We start from the raw sequence: 17,926 nt of genomic DNA, 5'->3' as shown, positions 1-17,926 counted from the left end.
GCATGACAAAATCCATGAAAGAGGAAGTACAGCAACAAGACAATCCTCCTGAATTCTGTAGAGAAGCTATTCAAAAAGCACTGGATGAAAAGAAAGGAAGGCAACAGTAATTAGAGCTTTATTTCTAACATTCTGTCTAAACTACAGATAGTTGAAAAGCAATATATATAACAAATTGAAGGCTAGGGTTAGAAAATTGACTCTAGCCTTCAATTTATAGCTGTATCTCTGACTGTGTGAGAACCTTAGCCTTTTTCTAAATCTTGGTTATGAATAATTTTGACACTCTGTAAATGAATTTTAAGTTCTTCTGCAACACTTTCAGGTAACATTGTTACTCGACTTTCATTTCCCTTGGTATCGCGAACGGTAATCTGGTTCTGAGCAAAATCAATATCTTTAACCCGGAAATTTAAGGCTTCATTTAATCGAAAACCAGTGCCGTAAAGTAATTTCATTAAAAGTTGATGTACTTCATATAATTTTTGAATGATTGCAAAAAATTCATCTTTCGTAATCATGTTTGGTAGGAAAATTCCGTATAATACAGCGCTTCCGGCTATTATGCAATATAGTTTTCTCCTTGCCCCTCTCCTATCATTGCTTTCAGCTTTTAGGATGTACCTCATAGCTGCCGAAACTGCTGTAATTCCGTATAATATAGGACTTACGCATTTACATAAAAGCAAAAATGACAGGTAGAGTTTTCAAGGCTTCTATCTAGATTTTTCAATCATATTTAGGCGATCGCCAGCAATCAAAAGCAACCTACAAAAGCCTGAAACAACGTATTTACGTTAATACACAAGATAGTTATTTTGTACAGTGCGTAAGTCCTATAATACTCTAAATATCGTAACTACTCAGACTCAACTCAACCACTCTGGACTAAAAGTCCAGGTGTAAGTTCCATAACCTTTTGAGTTCGCTTCAAAATCTACGGAGAAAACTGCCATGAATCTCATGAATCTATCGCTCAAGAAACTCGCTTATTTTGCTACACCTGCTTTAGCTGGATTAGTCTTAACTTTAGGCGGGGCAAATTTAACTGGTAGTTTGCCTGCTTCCGCAAGTCTTGCTGGGAACTGGACTAGTATAGAATCAATTCGCGATAACGTCGTTATTTTTTACTCTACAAACGGAGCGGCAACTGTTGCTAGCATCCTCGGCGGTTCTGGTAATGTGCAGACACTCACAACCTATACCTTTGCTGAGGGTTGCACTCACTTAACGAAGATCCGTGATGGTGTAATCTTGTTCTATAACGCCTCAACAGGAGCGGCAACTGTTGTTAACTTCGACAATTTTGGTAATATACAGACACAACAAGGTTATACCTTTGCTGGGGGTTGGACTCGCGTAACGAAGATCCGTAATGGTGTAATCTTGTTCTATAACGCCTCAACAGGAGCGGCAACTGTTGTTAACTTCGACAATTTTGGTAATATACAGACACAACAAGCTTTGTAAAGAGTGCGATCGCTGTTGAGCAGGCTAATCTAAAATTGAATGCTCTACTCTAACCGCTTTTAATCCCATGTCGATTTGTAGTTTTACACCATTACTAGTAATAGGTGACAGCATAGCCAAACTAGCCGCCGCCCGTAACACCTGTTTATCATTAACAATTGTAAAATAAACCAATCTATGAATCTGACTTTTACCGTTAAGCTCCTATTCCTCAACTGCCTACTTAATGTACTAATACGGGACAGGAGAATCAAGAGTTTATACCAAATTCCCTACTTTTCCTACTTATCCCACCTTTTACAAAGCGCTACAAAATAGGAACTTATCCGCTGATGAGTGTGAAAGTATGTCTGCTATATCGTTACTGCCACCAAAAATAAAATTACAGTTTTGCAGTGTCTAGAATGCTTGCTACACAGACCTTTCAGAAAAAAGACTCTCAAAGGTGAGTGTGATTTTAGTTGTTGAGCAGCTATTTAGTGTAGGTGGCATACACAAAAAACCTCTAGGAATAAGCATTCTAGAGGTTTTTAATTTACTTGGAGTCTGTACTTGGAGTAATTTGGAAGATACTTCCTTATATATCCCTATTTTCCATTAGTCGATTAATTAACTCTTGTTGTTCGGCTAATTGTTGCTTGAGTAAATCAATTTCTGATTGCTGCTGAGATACTTCTGGGTTAATTCTTTCAGCAAATATCGCTACATCCTGATAATGCTTATTTGAAACTTCCACTTTGTGTCCACACCATTTACTTACTACTTTTTCATCAATTCCTAAGTCAAAAACTGCATGAGTGATAAAAGTATGGCGTGTATTGTAAGGGGATAAATATCTTGTAAGTTTATTTTGCTGGATTAATTTATCAATTATTCCTTTGCGATAAAAGTTCTTCCTTCCACGCCACACTTGACCAAAATTTGTGTCATCAATTATTTTTCCAATTTTAGATTTAAAAACCACTTCATTTGGTTCACCTTGTGGAATTGACTTTAAAAGATTCCACAACTCACCATCTTTAGGTATCGGAAATTTTCGTACTAAATCCCCTTTGTAACTATTGTCATTTTTTAATGGATAGAATTTCTTAGTTATTCTGTCATAATTTCTACGAATTAAAATTCTTTCTTTATCCCATTCTATATCGCACCACATTAAACCAATTGCTTCACCTGTTCTTGTACCAGTAAGAAATTTAAACTTAAGAAAGTTAAACCAGTGAGAATATTCTGATTGCACATAACTAAGAATTATTTGTGCTTCATTCCAAGTATAAGCTTTTCCTCTGTCCAAAACGTCATCATCTGTTTCTACTTCAATTTCCTTTTGAGTTTTACCTTTAGCACTTTTAGTTATTATTTCGTCAGACATATCTTTATAAGGATTGTAAGACAAAATTTTTTGTTTTATCCCTACTTGATAAGCTTTTTCTAAATTAGAAAGTACAAGTTTAACTGTTTTTAAGCTTCTATTCTCAATCAACAAGTTTATAATTTTCAAAGCATCTTCTGATTTAGTTGCCTCTATTGCTGACTTAAGGAAATTTTTATATCTTCCTTGATATTTGCCTTTATAAACACTTTCTCTTAATCCTTGTTTTCTGTATTCGCAATACATATCCCAGACCTCAAGAATAGATAACTCTGGTTGCGGATTGAGTCAGGTGCAAAACTTTATTCTGCTAGAGGAGGCAGTAGGATTGGCTAAAACTGCCGTTGTCTGAACGATGTTTTCTAATAAAGCTATTTTGATTTAAGTAAAAATACAAGAGTGAAAATGATGTGGAAATAATTTCGTAATTGTGCCTAGTACAATGTCTAACTTAGTAATGAAAAGTTCGTAGTAAGGACTTTAGTGCTTAGAAAATTCAAGACTAAAGTCCTTACTACAAACTTGTTTACCTTACTAATTTAAACTTAACAGACTATTAGCAAGGATTTTGGGCAACCCATAATTAAAATTACAGCGTCAGCCTTTATCCCTGCTTATTCTCTCCCTATATCTAACTGTACTTGCAATCCATCATTGTCACTGTCTGACTGAGCCGGTGTTAAGAAAACTGAAGTGTCTGGCTGTGATAGTGATTCGTTAAAGCGGATTTGGGTTGGAGTTTTATTTTCTCTTCGATTATTGTTGGAAAGACTTGCTGGATTAGTTTGCTCAAAAAAACTTTTAAAGTCATCTTGGGCTGTTTTCTTATCGATTCCAAGTAGAGAATCACCACTTAATCTATATTGTCCGGGATTTGAGTTTGATGCTGGTGATTGAGCGTAGACTTGGCTTCCTAAGCTTACAAAGGCTGCCGTAATCCCTAAGAAAGCAATAATTTTGGCGTTCATTTGTTTTATCCAAATTATTTTAATATTGCTTGTCTATTATTCTCTGGGAAAAGTATTTTGATTAACTCTATCGTTAGGTTCAACTATAATAATTGTATTGCGTATGTACTTAGCGTGTCAATAATTTTTGGTGTTTGAGATATTATATTAACAAGCTATAACTTTGGCATCTCTTGAGAAGTTAAATTATCTGGTTAGGCTTCTAGGCGATCGCAGTTAAGTCCGTTGAGATATGCGAGCATTAAATTCAGAATATTTAACAGTGGCACAAGAGTGATCGCTTGGGTGAAGCTGTTTTAATTACCACTACTACAATTTTCGTGACAATCTGACAAATTTGTTACTAAAATAACGAGTTTAGTTACCATCACTACGATTTTTGTTACAAACATCATAATTTTCGTTACAAGTTTACAAATTTAGTTACTATCACTACGATTTTCGTTACAAACGTCATAGCTTTAGTTAATATTGCTGAGTTAATTGTTACAATAAGCACCAAAATATGTGGATTTTACCCAACCAAAATTAGGCTTTAGTAAGGCAAGCTAGCTCTAGAACACATTAAAAAGAACATCATTATGCCTCGTCAAAAGCGTACATATCGCGTTCTAGAAAAAGCTGAATTGAGAATCGCCGGACTCAAAGCGATCGATCCCAGTATGGATTTTGGGGATGCTCGCAACTTGCAAAATGTCGCACAAGTAATTCAGCAATACCGCAGTAAAATAGATGCTTATAATACGACTCTAGCTGTGATTGACTCTTATAAAAGTGAGATGAAAGAGTTGGAAAAAACTTTGAGCGATCTGAATGAAAAAATGCTCTTGGGTGTTGCTTTTAAATACGGCAAAGATAGCTATGAATATCAGATGGCAGGTGGTGTTCGTAAAAGCGATCGCATCCGTAAAAGCACAGCAACACGCTTGAAAGCGACTTCAGAGGAAGCAAATACTAAGAGTGCTACAACTGTATAAAAGCGCCTCAGATTTAAATCTGCACGTAAGAATTCAGGAGTCAGAATTCAGAGGTTGTTTGAAAAGTGGTTGGCTGTGATTTTAGGCACTTATTGATCCCCCCAACCCCCCTTAAAAAGGGGGGCGAAACCTTTCAAAGTCCCCCTTTTTTAAGGGGGATTTAGGGGAATCTAGAATGTTTTGTTACCAAGAAAAGGACTTTTCAAACATCCTCTCAGGAGCCAGAATAAATGAGACAGCCAGCCAAAACATTTCATAAGTAATTTTTTCGGCTGTGTATTTTACTTTAGTCATCAGAAACTTTACGTAACTCTATTGATGTAACTATAAGTAAATTCGGTAAAATTCGTGAGGTTTAACAGATAAAAATTAACTAAGATTAGCTTTAAATAACAGTCAATATCTGTTAAACCAAACAAGTTTGTAATAATCGGTAATAACCGATGGATTGTTTATCAGCAAATATTGCTCAACATAACTTTATCCACTGATGAGTGACTTAAATAACCAAAAACTAAACCTCAAATTCCATCAGTTGCGTTTAGTTCCATATCTAGCAATTGGCTCTCTGATTTTTTATTTCAATTCCAATCTAGATTTAAACTACATATTTAAAGGATATTTAGTTTTAATGGAATCTCAGCTATGTATAATCGTTATTTATTTTTTGACGGCAAAAATCACTAATAAAACACATAAATAATCAAAAAAAGGTCAAAAAATTTGGTTGTATTGTATGCAAATAGATATTTATTAGAGTTAATTAAGGAAGTAAATGTTATGAAGACTAAATCTACAGCAATTATACTTTGCTTTTTTGGTGGCTGGCTGGGAATTCACAAATTTTACTTAGGACAAAATGTAGCAGGTATTTTGTATTTATTGTTTTTTTGGACTTGTATTCCATCTTTAATAGCCTTTGTTGAGTTCTTCATCCTAGTTTTGATGCCAGATACCGAATTCAATACAAAATATAATCAAGGTATAGCAAGCGCAAGTGGAGCAGTATCTGCTAAAGATGCAACCAGTGCGCTAGCTGATTTAAAAAATCTTTTTGATTCTGGGATAATTACCGCAGAAGAGTATGAAGAAAAGCGGCAAAAGCTTCTGAAATCTTTGTAAATTAAAATCATCAGTTGATTTACCGTGTCACAATCTAAATCTTGGTTTCAGCAAACTCCTGCTTGGGTATGGTTATCATTAATTCCGACATTAGGGGGATTTGCTATTGTCTATGCAGGTTATAAATCTAAGACTAAAACTTGGGTTGTCATAGGGATTAGCACCTCTGTTTTAGCTTTGGCTTTATCGGCAAATAGTTTAGCGGTTGCGATCTGGATAGCTCAAATTGGCATTGCCTTCTATCTCAAAAAATCTTATTTAGTTAAAACCTATCCGAAGAATTTACCAATTCCAGAAGAACAAGAGTTAGCAAAGTTAGTTGCGAATACTCGTGAGAAAGTAGATATTAATGAATGCTCAAAACATGAACTAGTTAATTATTTAGGGCTACCGATAGTTTATGCAAATAATATAGAATCATTAATGAATGAAGGATATGTTTTCACTCATGTAGAAGAGTTAATCGAAATAGCCGGAATTCCCGAAAAGCAGGTGGCTCGAATTACACCACTCATTACTTTTAGCTACAACTACAAAAAAGAAGCTGATTTTTCTTGGAAACGATTAAATACATATTCAACTGATGAATTAATTACCTGTGGATTGGATGGAGCGATCGCACAACAAATTGTTGCCGAAAGGCAGCAACGAGGTGAGTATAAATCATTGATTGATGTGAAGCAGCGCACTGGATTACCGTTTAATACTTATCGTCACATCGCTTAGACTCTCCATTCCCCCGCCTTTTTCCAAGGAAGCTTCACAGTAAATCGACTACCTTTGCCTAACTGACTTTCGGCGTGGACAGTTCCACCATGCAACTCGACAATTTTTTGCACCATTACTAATCCTAAACCAGTTCCCGAAGAACGATGGTTAGAGGCAGTTTCAACTTGCACAAAAGGTTGAAATAATTTAAAAAGGTCATCAGAAAGCATTCCAATACCAGTATCTACCACGCTGATGAAGATATATTCGTTGGTGGAACTTGGCTGGGCTTCAATCCAGACTTCGCCTCCTTCTTTAGTAAACTTAATTGCATTAGTCAATAAGTTGATAAATACTTGGCGAATGCGGCGTTCATCGACTTGGATGGGTTCGAGTTCTTCAGGTATTTGTGCCCTCAGCCGGATATTTTTCTGGAAGGCTAAATCTTTGACAGAACTCAAGCAGAAGTCACATATTCCCTGAATCGAAGTAGCAGCTAATTGCAGTTCTATTTTGCTAGATTCGGTGTCAGTAATGTCAAGGATTTGGTTAATTAATTCTAATAGGTTCTTACCGCTAGATTCGAGCATATTTAAAGACTGGCGCTGTTCTTCACTTACAGGGCCGTATACTTGCTCTTTGAGTGCCTCTGTGATTCCCAAAATTGAGTTTAAAGGAGTCCTCAGATCGTGGTTGATGTTTCCTAAAAAGGTTCTTCTAGCACGATTTGCCACTTCGGCAATTTCTTTCGCCTCACGTAGCGCGGATTCTGCGCGTTTGCGATCGCCTACTTCTAAAGTTAGGGTGACAATTTCCGCGATTGAGCTAACGAAGTTTTGCTCGCTCAGTTCCCATTTCCGGGGAATATCAACCTGTTCAGATAATACTGTTCCCACCATTTTGCCCCCAACCCAAAGACTGGTATCAATTAGAGATACAATATTATTTGGTTCGAGCCATTTATTCCATAATTCTTGTACTCGTGGATCGGTACGAGTGTCAGAGACGGCAATGGTACGAGAAGCCACCAAAGCTCTAAAGTAGATTAAATAATCTGCAAGGTTGCGTTCTAAACCTGCCGAATGTTTCTGATGGCTACGTTCATAGAGACTTATGCATTGTAGCTTGGTGCGATCGCTATTGAATAACCATACACTGACTCGTTCTACTTCTAAGGCATTGGCTGCTTTTTCTGTGATAACTTTGAATGCTGTTTCCAGATTTCCTTCAAAAATCGCTTTGTGATTTGCCAATTCTGTGAGTACTTGATAATGCTGCTCCAGTTTTTGCTCACTGTTAATGCGTTCTTCAACCTCGTGCTGTAATTCTTGAGTTCGCTGTTTAACTTGCAGTTCTAAATCTTCATTTTTGCTAATCAGTGTAGTAAAGATTTTCCGTAAATTTTGCGCCATCTCATTAAAAGATGCACCCAGCACCTCTAGTTCTTGAATGCCCTGCACTTTCACCACTGAGTCTTCGCTGTTGGTAAAATCAGTTAAATCTTTTGTCGCCGTGCTGAAGTACAAAATTGGTTGAGTAATCCACCGGGCGGTGAGAATCCCCAATAGAATAGCTAGTCCCAACGCTCCCAAACAGAGAAAAATAGTAGTTTGAATATTGCGATGAATTTGTCCCATAAAGTCTGCTTCTGGGACAGCTACTATTATCAACCAGTTGACATTTGTTTCGCCCTGTAAAGGTCTAACTTCTAAAAATTGCCGTTTGCCGTCAAAGGAAAAATCTAGTTGCTGTAAACTTTGAATTTGCTCAAAGTTATTAAATGTAGTTTTTAAGTATTTAGCGGTTGCTTTAGTCAAAGAATTGCCACTTTGGGAAGCTTTCAACCTAATGGGTTTACCATTTTGGAAGCGGAATGGTTCTTCGGTTGTAGAACTTGCAACTAATAGCCCCGATCGCTCCATAATAAAAATCTGCCCAGACTTGCCAACTTTGATGTTTTGCAGCAAATCCCCAATTTGTGATAAGTGAGTGAGAGTGCTGTTGACTCCGAGTAATTCCCCTTGGGAGTTATGGATGGGAAGAGAAGCACTAATTAAGAGTGTTGGTTCAGTGCGGGGTGTAAAAATCTCACTAAAGCTGAATTTTTTAGCGGTAACTGCTGTGAGATAATCAGGAAGCGATCGCGCATCATAGTTTTTGATTACCTCTGGTAATTGAGTACGTTGACCTTGAGAGTCAATTATGTAAGTGTAGAGATCGTACCCAGTTGACTTATCGGCTTTTCTGAGTAAAGATTGGCGATCGTTGAGCTTCTCTACCGCTAGATATTCTTGCTGTTCATTGCTTGCAGTTATTGCCAACGCATCGGGAAAAATCTTTAACTGCTCTATTAAGTATGACTCCCAGGTTGCCAGATTCTCTATCTTCAGCAACCCCATATTAATGAGATTTTGATTACTGCGTAGTACCTGACGCGGCGTTGCCAAATAAGTCTGTAAATTCTGCTCAACTCGATTGCCAACTTCATGACGTAATTCGCTAGCTACCTCATTGACTGCCTTTTGCCCGTTGCCGATTGATAAGTATGCAGTCAATCCCACGGCTAGCAAGATTTGCAGCAAAAACAACGCTACCAAAATGCGACTTAGAGCTACGCCTTTAAACAAAGAAAAAACATTACCTTGCCCAGTATTTTTATTCATTTGCCCACTTTCCCTTCCTGTCCTGTAGTACTGAGTACAACACCTCTAGTTTGCTGTCCTGTGGGCTTATGCATAGTTTGTACTCGGTCGGATCAAGTGCCAATATACCACTTCTGGTAAAAGAACAAAACGTTACTTAACTGCACCTGTAGATTTTACCAGCCAAAATAAAATATGACTAACGTCCATCACAAAGACAAAGACGCGATTTATCGCGTCTCGCTTTAACGATTCATCGCGTCTTGCGTTAATTGTAAATATGAAAGAAATTGATGAAAAGCCGAATCAATTCGTAGCTAGTTAAGATTTATGAGTTATAACTGGCATTTTTAAAGAAATCTAACTGTAGACAGATGAAATTTGAAACGCTACTGTTATCAGAAGCGTGTTTTTTAGCGTTCAGATTATCTTTTAATCTACGCGCTAAAGAAAAGGAGTTAATCACTTAAGGATTGCTCTTAATTTTACTGCATCCTGCCCACAGCCACCCCAAGACATAGGTTTGATCGCTCATGCTCAACGTATCCACTCACAATTCTCAACAAAATCAGCAATTAATTGACAATACTGACTGGAACGTTATTGAAACGGAGTTTAATCCGACGCAGTTACATCACAAAGAAACCGTCTTTACTCTTGGTAATGGGTTGTTAGGAGTGCGGGGTACATTTGAGGAAGGATATCCACAGGATTTTCCAGCCGTACTTATTCACGGTGTTTATGATGATGTGACAATTGCTCACACCGAACTAGTCAACTGTCCCAACTGGCTGCCATTGGCGGTAAAAGTAGCTGGGGAACGCTTTACTATGGACAGTGGTGAGATTCTCAACTACGAACGTCGGCTCGATCTACGCTTAGGTTTAGTTAGCCGTGATGTGCGCTGGCGTAGTCCTAATGGTCATACCCTAGATTTTCACTTCGAGCGTTTCACCAGTTTAGCAGACCAACACGTTTTGGCGATTCGCGCTCAAATTACATCGGTAGACTTTGAGGGTGAAATTACCGTCGAAGCTGGATTTGACAGCGAACCACATACCCAAGGCGTTAAACATTGGCGAACCTTAAACCAAGGTGGCATAAATCAGATTCTCTGGTTAAACAGTACAACTCTCCACTCAAATATTCAACTTGGGATGGCAGCTAAGTTAGTGGTAGATGGTGACGAGACTGCACCAGTGAGCGTTGAAAATGCTTCTAGTTCTCCCATTTTGACAACCACCTTAGAGTTATATCCCGGAAAAACGGTAACTGTAGAAAAGATTGTCACCCTGTTTACTTCACGAGAGACAGAAATTCCCATTGCTGCCGCTTTACAAAGACTCGCTGATGAACCGAGATATACTACCCTATTGGCAGCTCACATTGCAGCATGGGAGCAAGTGTGGCAAGACAGTGACATTATTATAGAAGGCGATCGCTTGGCTCAATTGAGCGTCCGTTACAATCTCTTCCAATTACTAGCGGTGACACCGCGTCACGATGACAGCGTGAGCATTCCTCCCAAAACCCTCTCCGGTTTTGCCTATAGCGGACATATCTTTTGGGATACAGAAATATTCATCCTGCCTTTCCTCACCTTAACTCAACCAGCCCTAGCGCGTAACTTACTCACCTACCGCTACCACACCCTACCAGGAGCGAGACGCAAAGCTCAAGAAGCAGGGTATCAAGGAGCGATGTATGCTTGGGAAAGTGCCACTACTGGCGATGAAGTAACTCCGCGTTGGGTTCCGGCTCCCAACGGAGAATTAATCCGCATCTGGTGCGGTGACATTGAAGTGCATATCACCGCAGATATTGCTTATGCAATTTTGCACTACTGGCAGACTACCAACGATGATGACTGGATGCGCGATTATGGCGCGGAAATTATTCTTGATACGGCTGTTTTCTGGGAAAGTCGAGTGCAGTGGAACCAAGAGCGCCACAGCTATGACATCCTAGATGTAATTGGCCCCGATGAAAATCACGATCGCGTCGATAATAATGCCTTCACCAATCTCATGGTACAGTGGCATTTGCAGTCAGCTTTGGCGCTGTGGGATTGGCTCAAACAAGCTTATCCTGAAACTTCAGCCCAACTGGTGCAAAAACTCAACTTAACCACAGAGCGTCTGCACCATTGGGCGGAAATTCAAGAGCGTCTATTTGTTAACGAAGATGCTCAAACAGGTTTAATTGAGCAATTTGAAGGTTTTTTCCAGCTAGAAGACGTTAACCTCGCTGATTACGAACCGCGTAGCAAATCTCTGCAAGGTTTGTTGGGAATTGAAGCTACAAACCAAAAGCAGATTCTCAAACAGCCAGATGTGTTGATGCTCTTGTATTTACTGCGCGATGTCTGGCGACAAGACGCAAAGCGTCTACGCTACGACCATAACACCCTCGCCACCAACTGGGACTATTACACCCAACGCACCGACCACAGTTTTGGTTCTTCACTAGGCCCAGCCATTAACGCTATCTTAGCTTGCGACCTGAATCAACCAACCGAAGCTTATACACACTTTCTGCGATCGGCCTTGGTAGACTTAGAGGATGTGAGACTGAACGCCGCCGAAGGAATTCACGCTGCCAGTGCTGGAGGAGTTTGGCAAGCGGTAGTTTTCGGGTTTGGCGGCATTCGGATGACTCAATTTGGCCCTGTTGCCTGTCCCAATTTACCACCCAACTGGACGCGTTTGAAGTTTCGTCTGCAATGGCGTAACGAGTGGTATGACTTCGACTTACAAGCCGAAACAGAAGTCAAAGTTCCCGCCTTGGCAGATACACATTCGATAATTGTCTAATAGACTTCTTGCATAAATCAATCAGCTTTCACCCAAAATCCCTCTCCCAACCTTGGGAGAGGAACTTTGAAATTAGCTCCCCTTCTCCCACAGTACATATACAGATTTTGGTTGTGATTATTTGTTGGCTGAGGTGAAAATGCGATCGGATTGGTTATAGAACCCAGTTGTCACGACTTATCCTCAATCACCAATGTAGACTCAGCAGTACGCCCAAATTCTTCTGGCGCATATTGCAAGTGAACTTCTGCACCAGGCCAAGAAAATGTACCAGGAGTAACAGAACGGACTAAGTAATGGAGGCTATAAACTCCTGGTTCCAGGTGGTCGGCGTAGGCGATAATGCGATCGCGGTACACATTCTTAAACCCAAGTTCCCAGCTATCGGCTTTTGCTTGTAATGCAGCGGTAGCAGTCTGAAAACTTGCATCCACCGCCTCAAAACCTGATGGTAGCGGATCTTTTATCACCAAATGATCCACAGGATGATCAGCGATGATTTCTAAACCAATATCAAACACCTGTCCAGAGGCTAAAGTCAAGGGTTTATCGAAAGCGTAAAGACCTGTTTTTTGCAAAACTTTTTCTTGATTTACTTGACTAATTTCTCGTGTTATGCGGAGTCCGTTAAATCTGCCTGGTTGATTTCCTTGCAAGCGATAATTGTAAGCAACCAGATAGTGCAAAGTGCCATTACCTGATTTTTGTAGAGTTAAATCATTACGCCCACGAGGTAATAGATTAATCGGCAGAATTAGTTGTAAGCTAGGATTTTTGTAGCCATCAAAACGATTTTCTCCTAACTTATTACCAGCTAATTCCACTGTGGCAACAAAATTAGGTGGTGTGGGTTGCAGTTGACTATAATCTACCAAAGCTGTTAAAGCTTGAGCATTATTATAGTTGGTTTGCCATGTACCATCGCGTCGTAATGCCAGAAGACTTTGGAATAATTTATCTATAACTTCGGGTTTACTTTGTTTGGCAATAAATAAGCGTAAAGCTTGCGCTTGCGTCGTAGTAGATGAACTCATCCATCCCCAACTACTGGGTAAACTGACAACTGCTGTGCGGCCAGTTTCATAGATATTCTGTTGCAGCTTATTGACTAATTGTTGAGATTCATCTTGCCATTCTGGGAATTGAGATAAGTATCGCGCCAGTTTAATTTGAGTTGCTACATCAAAGCTATTGCGCTGTTCATAAATATCTGCGAGGAAAGTATTGCGTTTGTCTCCCAATTCTGCTAAAGAGATTAAAGCATTTAGTTGCAGTTGTCTTTTACAAAGTAGTTGTTTGCAAAAGTCGTATTCTCCGGGGTTTGCTAGAACTTTTTGTAAATAGGCTTTCAGGCGAGATAGCATTGCAGAATCGACTAAATTAGGGAACACCTGACTAGCTTTAGCCAAAGATTCACCCGTATAGGAAGAAACCCAAGGGTCAGATTTTTCTTGTCCGGGGAAAGCAGCAAAACCACCATCAGCTATTTGGAGTTTTTGTAATTTTTCAATTGCTTGGCTCGCTTGTTGGCTAGGATTAAATTCTGCAAATGTCTGACCGTATTTTTGGGCAAGAGTTTGCAGATTTGCCGCAATTATTAACTGACTCGCCGCCGGTTCTGTGAATGGTAAATCATCATCTTCTAAAACTTGTTTTGCTGGTGCTTTAATTTCTGGAATCAAAGTACTCGCCAACTGAATATCTAAACCTCCCGCATCAGGGAAGGTATTTTTATCAACATTCAGGGGAATCTTCACCTGTTTGTCAGTGACACCAGATTCAACGACTTGTTCTGTAATTTCAATTGGCTTAATTTCCAAAGGTACTTCAAAAGCATCTGCGGCTGTACCATTTAGCTGAGTGGTAAAGCGAACTTTACCAGTTCCCACACTATCCGCCACCATTGGAAAGCGATAAGCATGAGTTGCGGATTCAGCTTTGGTTTGCAAAGAAGTTGTTGTGGGATTTTTGTCAGCAAACTTCACATTACCGCTAAGTTCGCCATTAATTGAGAGATTTCCGGAATTCCCGGTGTTGTTAGTTACAGATAAACCAGCGAGGATGCGATCGCCTGGACGGGCAAATTGTGGCAAGATAGCATTAGTTAGTAGTGGCTTGGTGGTGATAAATGTCGCATCCCCATTCCCGAAACGCAGATTTCCATCGGTGGCCACAGCCATGACTCGCCACGTAGTCAAGTCATCCGGGAGTTTGAAGGTTATCTGTGCATTCCCATTTGCATCAGCAAGGACAGAACCGTTGTAGTAAGCTAAGGCTTGAAAATCGGTGCGAGTGCGAGTATTTGCTGCACCAGTTGAGAAACCACCGCCATAACCCCAACCTTTGGGTTTAGCTACATCTTGTGCTTGTAATATGACATCTGCGCGATTATCGTTAAAGCGGGTAGAAATTGTCTGTTCTGCATAAACTCTATCTACCAAATCTGGCGGACGATAACCAGAAAGTTGTAACACCGCTTCATTTACCACCATGACTGTAAACTGTCCTTTGGTGGGGTTTCCTTGATTGTCCTTCAGTTCTAGTTGTACTGTTTCTTCTGCACCAGGTTCTAATGATGCTTGTACTGGCTTAACTTGCAGTTTTAAATACTTATCCTCTAACTTAACTTTAAAAGGTGTAAAACCAATCTTCACCAAGTTATCTAAACTTCCTGCTTCCACTTGGTTTATGGGTTTACCTTGTCTCACTAATACAGCTTCAATGGCGGCATTAGGCAGCATTTCTGGCGTGACTTGAAACTGAATTTGTGGTGCGCCTCCCTGAACTTTGATAATTTGCTGATAAAGGGGTTTGTCTTTAATTACAGCAAAGTACAATTCTGCATCTGGATAGGGAGATTGAATTAATGCAGTAGCAGTTTCGCCTGGTTTAAACTCTTTTTTATCTAGCTTAACTTCTAAGACATCTTTTTCTCTCGAACCCCAAAACACAGGATTTTCTCCAGTTGCCCAAATTTGTAAATCTGTGGCACTTAATTCGCTTTTAGCATCACTAAAATTAACTCTAATCCGGTATGAACCAGATTCGGTTGCTGTCAAACTTACTGATTGTGGGTTACTAGCAGATGTAATTTCTGCTTGTCCTACTGTTTTATATTCGACTTGATTTTTTGGTGTTCGGCTACCTTCAACTAACTGCGTGACACTGCTATATTTTATCTGTTGTAATTCTACCCGGACTCGTTGACCTGTTATCGGTTTTCCTGTAGGGTCAGTAACAATTACTTCAATGGGAAAAGCCTTGCCAGCATCGGCGATGAAATTACTTTTTAAACCAATAAGGCGATTACTCGGTAAAGCGGTAAAGGTTTTGGAATTGGCTACAGACAAATTAGAAACATCTGCAACTTGCACATCTACCTGATAAGTCATCGGATATGGTAAATCATTAGCCACATTCACAGTTTGACTACTTTTACCATTAGCATCTAGCTGGGCATTAGTTTGCAATACATCACTAGATATACTAGGAGTTTCCTCTGGCCATAACCATTGCCTACCAAAAGTAAATTCTTCCCAACCTTTAGGAACAAAATCAGCTTGCTGGCGAGTGATAAAATATTTTGCTTCTCCACCTTCTACAGGTGCGCCAAACAAATAATTGCTGGTAGCATTAATATTAACTTTCTCGTCAATAAGAGCAAATTCTTTATCTAAGTTGAGTTCGACTTTAAAATTGGGTGGCTTAAATTCAGCTACCCGAAATTCTCCAGAAATTTCTTGTCCATTCTTCCCCTTCGCCTGGATTGTATAGTAGCCTAAGCGCTGAGTAGTTTTAATTGGTAATTCTAGAGAAAATGTGCCAAATTCATTTGTGGTTTGTGTACCTAAGCTGGTTTTTTGCCCATCAGGATTTACCAAAGTTAATTGGTAAGCAGCATTTTTATCTTGCTGAATTGCGCCATTTTGTAAGAAGTCAGCGAAACCAGTTAACCAAGCTTTTTCACCTGGTTGATACAATTGTCTATCCGAAAAAATTACGCCGCGTGATTCTGGTTTAGCATCTTGCCAACCTGCATCAATACCATAGCCATAAACGCCGCTGTATTCTTCGGTTCTAGCGAATGCCCAATCTTGATTTTCACGGGCAATTACTAATAATTGTGGTGATTTACTAGAGCTTTCATTCCCAGAATAACATTGCTGTAATCCTTCACGAACAATTCTGAAAATTCCATTTTCATCAGTTTTACCTGTTGCACAAGGTACTGCTTCAGGGCGAGATTTTGCTTGTAACTTTGATTGATAAATTTCAATAACAGCCGTTTTAACTGGTGAACCATCTGTAAGATGATTGACGCGAATTAACCCTGATTCAGGAAACCACTGCGTAAATATGCCCAAATTTGTCAATTCAACTAAGCCATAAGTCGTAGGTTCACGCCATAGTTCTTTACCATTATCCTGATATTTATTAGTACGGGCTTGCACTCCATAAGCTAACATCCCCGTAGCAGCACTTATTTTTTCCCGAAGAGGAACAGCAATGTCAACTGATTGATTTTTCTTATCCGATACCTGAAAGCTTTGCCAATCAGAAGGTTGTGGTAATAAATCACTACTATTATTAAAATAAACTAAATCTGTCGGTTGAACTACTCGATAAGCTGCTTTGTATTTTGATTCTGGCAGATTTCCCGTACTAATATTTAGCTGTAAATCTTTACTTGTGGGGAAAATATTCAAATCGGATGGTACCCAGATATCCCCAGCTAAATCTCCAGTATCATATTTAAGTGTTAGAGGTTTACCCAAAGTCTGCCCAAATTTATCTTTGAGATTTCCGCCGATAGTAATTGTATAAGTCTTGGCAGGTTCTAGTGCATAAGGGTTAATGCCAACAATTTTATCTTCTTCATTTATTTGAATAATTCTTGAAATGGCTTTTGGTGCTGGATTAATAGTAATATTTTCTTTAGCTGAATCTGTTAGTAAGACATTATTAAATTCTAGCTGCGGACTGCCTTTAAGAAATCTTCCAAAAGTTCCACCTGAATCTGGCTGTCCGTAAAAGTTAATTTTCTGAAACGCCAAAGGCGAATAAGTGACTAACTTACTGACAAATTCTTTCGCTGTAGTTAGATTGCCATAAGCAGGACGTATTCCAGGGGAAAATACCAAGCGATAACTAGTTGCTTTTTCGAGATTTTGCTGTGGGATGAGGTTATAAATCCAATTGCGTGCTGAAGGGTCAAATTTTTCTAAAGGGTCTTCTTCATTTTTTAATGGCTTTTCTTCTTTGTTTAATTCGACTTTGAAGCCGACACCTTTGTTTTTTCCTTCAGGAATTAACTGTAAATGTTCTTGTACAGAAGCTAAATCTAATTCGACATTGGAAGTAAACTGTAACTTTTGTTGTAAATCAATTGGTTCAATATCAGCTTTTTCAATCGGGTTTACACCTGGTAAATTGGTCAGGTTAATAGACTCGGTGTTGAAAGTCCAAGGTAAATCTTTGTCTAGTCGATGATTTTTTAAATCGGCTAAACCTGCTTTAAGAGTAACTTGAAACCGTGTTGCTATTGGTAATGCTTTTTCAGCTTGGAATCCCACCATGCGAGGTGTTAAAAAGCGAAATTGACCGGGTAAAGGCGGCCAAAGGGCAAATTTTTGTAGTATTTTTTGCTGTTCTGGACTATCAAGACTTTCAACTGGGATTAAAGCTTCTTTAAAACGGATGCGGATTTGATTGAGAGGTTTTGCATCTCCAATGGGACTAATTTGTTCAATCCAGTCTGGTAATTTTGGTGGTGTGAGTGAGGAAACTGCTGGGAGTTGTTCTTTACTTGAGTTGATACCAAAAAAGTTACACCCTGCCATCCCTAATATAAATG

The 17,926-nt window shown here is 39.2% G+C and carries 11 protein-coding genes; 5 read left to right on the top strand and 6 right to left on the bottom strand.

Features of this window, described 5'->3' with window-relative positions; translation table 11 throughout:
* Positions 1–245: 245 nt before the first annotated feature.
* Complete coding sequence (locus ACM0OX_RS09680; protein WP_414514690.1) at positions 246–629, bottom strand: tyrosine-type recombinase/integrase; 384 nt, start codon at positions 627–629, stop codon at positions 246–248.
* 325 nt (positions 630–954) lie between these two features.
* On the opposite strand from ACM0OX_RS09680, the gene ACM0OX_RS09675 reads away from it, so the two are divergent.
* The gene (locus ACM0OX_RS09675; protein ID WP_414514689.1) at positions 955–1,470 is read left to right on the top strand and encodes a hypothetical protein; all 516 of its coding nucleotides are present in this window, start codon (positions 955–957) and stop codon (positions 1,468–1,470) included.
* 24 nt (positions 1,471–1,494) lie between these two features.
* Here the strand turns inward: ACM0OX_RS09675 and ACM0OX_RS09670 are convergent, their stop codons facing one another.
* From ACM0OX_RS09670 to ACM0OX_RS09660, 3 genes are all read right to left on the bottom strand, one after another.
* A complete protein-coding gene (locus ACM0OX_RS09670; protein ID WP_414514688.1) occupies positions 1,495–1,644 on the bottom strand; it encodes a hypothetical protein in 150 nt (49 codons plus the stop codon).
* Positions 1,645–2,047: 403 nt separating this feature from the next.
* Positions 2,048–3,088 carry a tyrosine-type recombinase/integrase gene (locus ACM0OX_RS09665; RefSeq protein ID WP_414514687.1) on the bottom strand — a complete coding sequence of 347 codons (1,041 nt, stop codon included), beginning with the start codon at positions 3,086–3,088 and terminating at the stop codon, positions 2,048–2,050.
* Between the two features lie 368 nt (positions 3,089–3,456).
* Positions 3,457–3,810 carry a hypothetical protein gene (locus ACM0OX_RS09660; RefSeq protein WP_414514686.1) on the bottom strand — a complete coding sequence of 118 codons (354 nt, stop codon included), beginning with the start codon at positions 3,808–3,810 and terminating at the stop codon, positions 3,457–3,459.
* 581 nt (positions 3,811–4,391) lie between these two features.
* Here ACM0OX_RS09660 and ACM0OX_RS09655 point away from each other — a divergent pair.
* The 3 genes from ACM0OX_RS09655 (at position 4,392) to ACM0OX_RS09645 (ending at position 6,635) form a co-directional block, all read left to right on the top strand.
* Positions 4,392–4,787, top strand: coding sequence for a hypothetical protein (locus ACM0OX_RS09655; protein ID WP_414514685.1), 396 nt, complete (start codon positions 4,392–4,394; stop codon positions 4,785–4,787).
* Between the two features lie 723 nt (positions 4,788–5,510).
* Positions 5,511–5,909 carry an NINE protein gene (locus tag ACM0OX_RS09650; RefSeq protein WP_414514684.1) on the top strand — a complete coding sequence of 133 codons (399 nt, stop codon included), beginning with the start codon at positions 5,511–5,513 and terminating at the stop codon, positions 5,907–5,909.
* A 24-nt stretch (positions 5,910–5,933) separates the two neighbouring features.
* The gene (locus tag ACM0OX_RS09645) at positions 5,934–6,635 is read left to right on the top strand and encodes a helix-hairpin-helix domain-containing protein (protein WP_414514683.1); all 702 of its coding nucleotides are present in this window, start codon (positions 5,934–5,936) and stop codon (positions 6,633–6,635) included.
* Here the strand turns inward: ACM0OX_RS09645 and ACM0OX_RS09640 are convergent.
* Positions 6,632–9,280 (bottom strand): ATP-binding protein, encoded by a 2,649-nt coding sequence (locus tag ACM0OX_RS09640; RefSeq protein WP_414514682.1) that lies wholly within the window; start codon positions 9,278–9,280, stop codon positions 6,632–6,634. The genes ACM0OX_RS09645 and ACM0OX_RS09640 overlap by 4 nt on opposite strands.
* A gap of 512 nt (positions 9,281–9,792) precedes the next feature.
* Here ACM0OX_RS09640 and ACM0OX_RS09635 point away from each other — a divergent pair.
* Positions 9,793–12,072: a glycoside hydrolase family 65 protein gene (locus ACM0OX_RS09635; protein ID WP_414514681.1), complete on the top strand. Its 2,280-nt coding sequence runs from the start codon at positions 9,793–9,795 to the stop codon at positions 12,070–12,072.
* Between the two features lie 170 nt (positions 12,073–12,242).
* On the opposite strand, the gene ACM0OX_RS09630 is transcribed toward ACM0OX_RS09635, so the two are convergent.
* The gene (locus ACM0OX_RS09630; protein WP_414514691.1) at positions 12,243–17,912 is read right to left on the bottom strand and encodes an alpha-2-macroglobulin family protein; all 5,670 of its coding nucleotides are present in this window, start codon (positions 17,910–17,912) and stop codon (positions 12,243–12,245) included.
* Positions 17,913–17,926 lie beyond the last annotated feature (14 nt).

It is taken from the genome of Nostoc sp. PCC 9305 (assembly GCF_963920915.1).
In the GTDB taxonomy this organism is placed as follows: domain Bacteria; phylum Cyanobacteriota; class Cyanobacteriia; order Cyanobacteriales; family Nostocaceae; genus Nostoc.
The sequence above is the reverse complement of the archived record's forward strand: the minus strand, read 5'-3'. Positions and strand labels throughout refer to the sequence as shown.

Excerpts from the sequence above, each read along its gene's own strand:
- ACM0OX_RS09635 (WP_414514681.1), top strand. The coding sequence starts at position 9,793 with ATGCTCAACGTATCCACTCACAATTCTCAACAAAATCAGCAATTAATT.
- ACM0OX_RS09675 (WP_414514689.1), top strand. The coding sequence starts at position 955 with ATGAATCTCATGAATCTATCGCTCAAGAAACTCGCTTATTTTGCTACA.
- ACM0OX_RS09655 (WP_414514685.1), top strand. The coding sequence starts at position 4,392 with ATGCCTCGTCAAAAGCGTACATATCGCGTTCTAGAAAAAGCTGAATTG.
- ACM0OX_RS09680 (WP_414514690.1), bottom strand. The coding sequence starts at position 629 with ATGAGGTACATCCTAAAAGCTGAAAGCAATGATAGGAGAGGGGCAAGG.
- ACM0OX_RS09660 (WP_414514686.1), bottom strand. The coding sequence starts at position 3,810 with ATGAACGCCAAAATTATTGCTTTCTTAGGGATTACGGCAGCCTTTGTA.
- ACM0OX_RS09630 (WP_414514691.1), bottom strand. The coding sequence starts at position 17,912 with ATGGCAGGGTGTAACTTTTTTGGTATCAACTCAAGTAAAGAACAACTC.
- ACM0OX_RS09640 (WP_414514682.1), bottom strand. The coding sequence starts at position 9,280 with ATGAATAAAAATACTGGGCAAGGTAATGTTTTTTCTTTGTTTAAAGGC.
- ACM0OX_RS09665 (WP_414514687.1), bottom strand. The coding sequence starts at position 3,088 with ATGTATTGCGAATACAGAAAACAAGGATTAAGAGAAAGTGTTTATAAA.